The organism is Streptomyces sp. XM83C, from assembly GCF_023072675.1.
GTDB classification, from domain to species: Bacteria; Actinomycetota; Actinomycetes; order Streptomycetales; family Streptomycetaceae; genus Streptomyces; species Streptomyces thermocoprophilus.
This window is the reverse complement of record NZ_JALLGL010000557.1, coordinates 1-1,510: the sequence shown is the minus strand read 5'-3', so window position 1 is coordinate 1,510 and position 1,510 is coordinate 1. Positions and strand designations below refer to the sequence as shown.

General features: G+C 75.8%; 1 protein-coding gene. It reads right to left on the bottom strand.

All coding sequences use genetic code 11. The features are described 5' to 3' along the window. Window positions 1-285: 285 nt before the first annotated feature. Window positions 286-1,510, bottom strand: a 1,225-nt coding sequence (locus MTQ10_RS30315; protein WP_247473863.1) for a helix-turn-helix domain-containing protein, incomplete at its 5' end; no start/stop codon positions are given.

The following is a 1,510-nucleotide window of genomic DNA, read 5'->3' as shown; positions in this document are numbered from 1 at the left end:
CGCCCCACCCACCCGCAGCAGGCGCGATCGCAACCACGCACCCACGGGCACAGGCCGCCGCAGGCACTCAGGGACGCGGGGAACTGCGGGAACGCCACCCACCGGCCCGCAGGCGGACACGATGGCCCCGCCACAACAGGGCGAGGGAACTGCGCGACCAGCCCCCACCGGCCCGCGGTGGACAACGAAACCCCAGGCATCCCGAGGGGCGCGGGGAACTGCGCGCAAGGGCGTCACCGGCACGCCGGTCGAAGGGGCGCGGGAACTGCGCAACAGGGGTCGGCGTCAGCGCCCGCGTACCCTCCGCGCCGCCAACGCCAGCCCCACCTCGATCAGATCCCTCGGCCGGGACAGTGACCGCCCGGTCAGCTGTTCGTACCGGCGCAGCCGGTTGAGCACGGTGTTGCGGTGGCAGTACAACCGCCGGCCCGCCCGCTGCGCGGACCCGTCGCACGCCAGCCACGTCGCCACCGTGTCGAGCAGCACCTCCGCGTCCCCGGCGTCGAGTTCGGCCAGCGGCCCGAGGACCCGTTCGGCGAGGGCGGCCCCCAGCTCGGGGCTGGAGGCGACCAGCGCCTCGGGAAGATGGTCGGCGAGCCGGACGGTGCCGCCGCTGTCGGGGCACAGGCCGAGCGCGAGGTCGGCGAGCCGGCGGGCGTCGCCGACGGCGGCGAGACCGTCGACCGTGCCGCCCACCCCGGCCCGTACGCCCGTACCCGCGTCGTCGACGGTGACGGCCTCGCCGGGGGCGTCCTCGGTGACATGGACGATGCCGTGGTCCAGGTCCGGCCCGGGATGCCAGTGCACGCGCACACCCGGAGCGATCACCGAGGCACGCTCCCCGGGCGGACCCGCGACGGCGACGACGGTGTACCGCCCCTGCTCGGGCAGGCCGAGTGCCGCCGCCGTCTCGGGGAGGTCGGCGATGCGGGCGGTGCCGTCGAGGAGGGCGGAGGCCAGCAGCCGTACCCGGTTCTCGCGCTGCCAGGCCAGCTGCCGTTCGGTCTGCCGGTAGGCCTCCGCGAGGAGGGTGCAGTGTTCGTCGACGAAGTCCCACACGTCGGACGCGACGTGCACCAGCAGCCGTACGTCCTCGGGGGCGTGCCGGGAGGTCTCGTCGACGAGGTTCTGCCAGACGAGGGAGCCGCCGAGCCGGAACGCGTGCAGCAGTGCGTCGAGCGGCAGTCCCTGCTCGGCCCGGCGGGAGCCGATCGCCCAGGTGCAGCGCCGGGCCGCGTCACGGGCGCCGCGCGGGTCGAGCAGGGAGGACACACTGTGGCGCAGCGAGCGGTGGGCCTCCTGCCAGGTGCCGGACGGGTCGTCGGCGAGGCAGGACCGGTAGGCGGGCTCCTGCTCCTGGAGGAGTTCCAGGAGGCGGTCGGTGAGCCGGGGCAGGTCGTCCAGGAGGACGCGGGCGGCGCGGTGCAGGACGCGCAGCGCCTCGGCGTCGATCAGCGGGCGGCCGCGTCCGGTGCGTGTGCGGGGCGCCGGGGCGACTGTGGGGCGGGGT